This is a genomic window from Dolichospermum compactum NIES-806, from assembly GCF_002368115.1.
In the GTDB taxonomy this organism is placed as follows: domain Bacteria; phylum Cyanobacteriota; class Cyanobacteriia; order Cyanobacteriales; family Nostocaceae; genus Dolichospermum; species Dolichospermum compactum.
In genome coordinates, this window is sequence record NZ_AP018316.1 from 4,740,586 (window position 1) to 4,744,735 (window position 4,150).

Consider the following 4,150-nt stretch of genomic DNA (forward strand, 5'->3'; position numbering starts at 1 on the left):
GGAATTCGTAATTTGGAATTCGTAATTCGTAATTCGTAATTCGTAATTCGTAATTCGTAATTCGTAATTCGTAATTCGTAATTCGTAATTCGTAATTCGTAATTCGTAATTCGTAATTCGTAATTCGTAATTCGTAATTCGTAATTTGGAATTTGGAATTTGGAATTTAAGAAAGAAGCAAGGGAGGATGTTAAAGGTGACAAACACAAATGCAAATGTAAATGTCAAAAGCAACAATCATATCACAATTACAGATAGGACAAAACAATTTGCAATTAGGATAATCAAAGCTTGTTGCTTTCTTGATGAAAAACCAGGAACTTATCGGACACTTTCTAAACAGTTATTGCGTTCTGGTACTTCTGTAGGCGCAAATGTTAGAGAAGCTCAATCTGCTCAATCTGATAAAGACTTCATTCATAAATTAGAAATAGCCCTGAAAGAAGCCAGAGAAACTCAATACTGGTTAGAAATTTTGATAGAATCAGAATTAGTAGATAAACCAAAATTTACCTTACTTCTCCAAGAAGCTAACGAAATTGGAAAAATCTTAGTCGCTTCTACCAAAAAACTTAAAGACAAATAATTACGAATTACGAATTACGAATTACGAATTAAAACTATGATTGGCGTACAATTTGAAGGCAACTTACTCGCAGCAGATATTACCACTGAACTATTAACTGGTAATATCAAAGGACAAACACCGGCGGATTTTGGATTACCTAAATCTGATAAATTAGAAGATGAAATTGCGATCGCTTGGGGTGATGCAAAAGCCTATTGGGCATCTTTTCAACGCCAATTAAATAGGCTGGATGCGGAAGATACTGCCACCAGTATCACCCGTGAAATGGCTGTACTGCTGTTAAAAAGTCTGGGATATACTCCCGTATATACTGCTAAAGCTGAAGTGGTAGAAGGGCAAACCTACGGCATTTCCCACCGCGCTGTATCACCATCCGACTCTTCAATTACGAATTACGAATTACCAATTACGAATTATCCCCCCATTCATATTATTGGTTGTCGGTTGGATATTGATAAACGTCCTCCCAGTGGGACTCCTCGGTTATCAGCACATGGCTTAGTACAGGAATATCTTAACAAGACAGAGCATCTTTGGGCGATCGCAACTAATGGTTTTCGCTGGCGGTTATTACGCGACTCTTCTCTAATGACTCGCCTTACTTATATCGAATTTGACTTAGAGCAGATTCTCAACGGTGAGAACTTTGCCGAATTTGGCTTATTTTATCGGCTTTTCCACCGTTCCCGTTTACCGGAAACTGCGGATGATGCGGATAAATGCCTATTGGAATATTACCATCAAGAGAGTTTACAGCAAGGGGGAAGAGTCCGGGATAGACTTCGCGACGGGGTAGAAAAAGCTTTGATACAGCTAGGAAACGGCTTTATTCAACATCGTGATAGTGAAAATCTCTGCCAAAAATACTCCGATAATTACGAATTACGAATTACGAATTACGAATTAATTTATTACCGTCAATTATTGCGGTTAATTTATCGCCTATTATTCTTAATGGTGGCTGAATCTCGCAACTTATTATTAATTGGAGAAGATACAGAAAAAGCGAGAATTTATCTTGAATATTACAGTATTGAACGCTTGCGAGAATTAGCAGAACGTCCTCGCTATCGTCGGGAAGGATTTCAAGATATTTGGCAAGGTTTACGGGTGACATTTAAGTTATTTGATGAAAATTGGCGGGGACAAATATTAGGTTTATCGCCTTTAAACGGTGATTTATTTGGTTCACAAACTTTGACGGATTTAAATAATTGTGGTATTGATAATTATGATTTATTAACTGCCATTCGTTGTTTATCCTTGTATGAGGATAAAGGTCAAACACGCCGGGTAAATTATGCGGCTTTGGATGTGGAAGAATTGGGAAGTGTCTATGAAAGTTTATTAGATTTTCACCCCCAAATTAAACAAAATCAAGGCATATATGAGTTTAATTTAGTATTTGGAAGTGATAGAAAAACCACAGGTTCTTATTACACCCCTCCCCAACTTGTCCAACAGTTAATTAAGACAGCATTAGAACCAGTTATTGAGGAGAAATTACGCCAAGCTGAACAAAAAACTAGCAATTCTAATAATTACGAATTACAAACTACGAATTCCAAATTCCAAATTCCAAATTACGAATTACGAATTACGAATTACGAATTATCCCTATTAAGCATAAAAGTCATAGACCCCGCTTGTGGTTCTGGACATTTTTTATTAGCAGCAGCACGACGCATAGGAAAGGAATTAGCGAAAGTGAGAACAGGGGAATCTCAACCAGCACCAGAACCTTTACGTCAAGCGGTGCGTGATGTGATTCAAAATTGTATTTATGGGGTAGATTTGAACCCTTTAGCGGTAGATTTGTGTAAGGTGGCTTTATGGATTGAAGGTTTTGCGACTGGTAAACCTTTGAACTTTTTAGATCATCGGATAAAATGCGGTAATTCTCTCGTTGGTGTTTTGGATTTAGATTGTTTAGATGCAGGTATTCCTGATGATGCTTTTAAAGCGGTGACAGGTGATGATAAGAAGTTAGCGACTGATTTTAAGAAGCGGAATAAGAAGGAACGGGAAAACCAAGGACAATTATCTATTTTTGAAACTGCTGCTGATGATAGTTACATTTTTGCGAAGTTATGGCAAGAATTAGCGGACTTTTCGGAAAATACACCCCAGGAAGTTAAAGAAAAAGAGAGAAAATATCAAGATAATCTTTTAGATAATCATTGGTGGTTAAAAAAAGCAGCTTGTAATTTATGGACTGCGGCATTTTTCATGTATTTAACTGAACATAATTTACAACTTTTACCAACTACAGCAACTATAGATAGGTTAAAACGGGAAACTGTCCAAAAGGTTCTTAATTCAGATTCTAATTACGAATTACGAATTACGAATTACGAATTACAAGGGTTAATTGATGCTGCGAATAAGTTAGCACAGGAAAAGAATTTCTTTCATTGGCCTTTAGAATTCCCCGAAGTTTTTAACCCTCAACCCGAAAATTCAAGTAATTACGAATTACGAATTACGAATTACGAATTACCGAAAGGTTTTGATTGTGTTTTAGGTAATCCTCCTTGGGAGAGAATTAAGTTACAAGAAAAGGAGTTTTTCGCTTCTCGTAATTTGGATATTGCGAATGCCCAAAATAAAGCAGCGCGGGAAAAGTTGATTAAGGAGTTACCTAAGAAAAATCCAGCTTTAGCACAAGCGTTTGAGGATGCTAAACATGATGCGGAAGCACAAAGTAAGTTTATTCGGGAAGGGGGGAGATTTCCGTTAACTGCTGTGGGTGATATTAATACTTATGCTGTGTTTGCTGAAACTACCAGAAGTTTGATTTCTGTTAATGGTAGAGTTGGGGTAATTGTTCCTACAGGTATCGCAACTGATGATACTTGTAAAAAGTTTTTTGGTGATTTAATTCAAAAGCAGAATTTAGCAAGTTTGTATGATTTTGAAAATAGAGAAAAATTATTTGCTGCTGTAGATAGCAGAATGAAATTTTCTTTACTTGCTTTGAGTGGTAAACCAATTAAACGCGGTAATTTTGCATTTTTCCTCACTCAACCTAAACAATTAGAAAATCAAACGCGGTTATTTCAACTTTCACCTCAAGATATTGCATTAATTAATCCTAATACTCTCACTTGTCCAGTTTTTAGAACTAGCAAAGATGCGGAATTAACTAAAAAAATATATCAAAATGTGCCAGTTTTAGAAAATGAGAAAACCGGAATTAACCCTTGGGGTATTTCATTTATGGCTATGTTTCACATGGCTAATGATAGCGGGTTATTTCAAAACGAAGCAGGTGATAATTTATTACCATTATATGAAGCGAAAATGTTTCATCAATTTGATCACCGTTGGGCGACTTATACAGATAATGGTGATACTCGTGATTTAACAGATGATGAAAAAAGCGATTTATCTTTTTCTGTTCAACCTCGTTATTGGGTTGATAGAAAGGAAGTTGAAAATAAATTAAGTGGAAAATGGGATAAAAATTGGTTGTTAGGTTTTAGAGATATTACTAATTCAACTAATGAACGTACTGCTATTTTTAGCTTATAGGACTTACGCAAGTGTCACACTAAAAAT

The 4,150-nt window shown here is 35.9% G+C and carries 3 protein-coding genes; 2 read left to right on the top strand and 1 reads right to left on the bottom strand.

Features of this window, described 5'->3' with window-relative positions:
- A partial coding sequence (locus CA730_RS25820; protein WP_096670595.1) for a hypothetical protein occupies positions 1-203 on the bottom strand: 203 nt, incomplete at its 3' end.
- On the opposite strand from CA730_RS25820, the gene CA730_RS22125 reads away from it, so the two are divergent.
- Together CA730_RS22125 and CA730_RS24720 are read left to right on the top strand one after the other, a co-directional pair.
- The gene (locus tag CA730_RS22125) at positions 188-586 is read left to right on the top strand and encodes a four helix bundle protein (RefSeq protein ID WP_096671734.1); all 399 of its coding nucleotides are present in this window, start codon (positions 188-190) and stop codon (positions 584-586) included. The two genes, CA730_RS25820 and CA730_RS22125, sit on opposite strands and share 16 nt — an antisense overlap.
- A 36-nt stretch (positions 587-622) precedes the next feature.
- A complete protein-coding gene (locus CA730_RS24720) occupies positions 623-4,123 on the top strand; it encodes an Eco57I restriction-modification methylase domain-containing protein (protein WP_231939910.1) in 3,501 nt (1,166 codons plus the stop codon).
- The last annotated feature ends 27 nt before the right edge of the window (positions 4,124-4,150 follow it).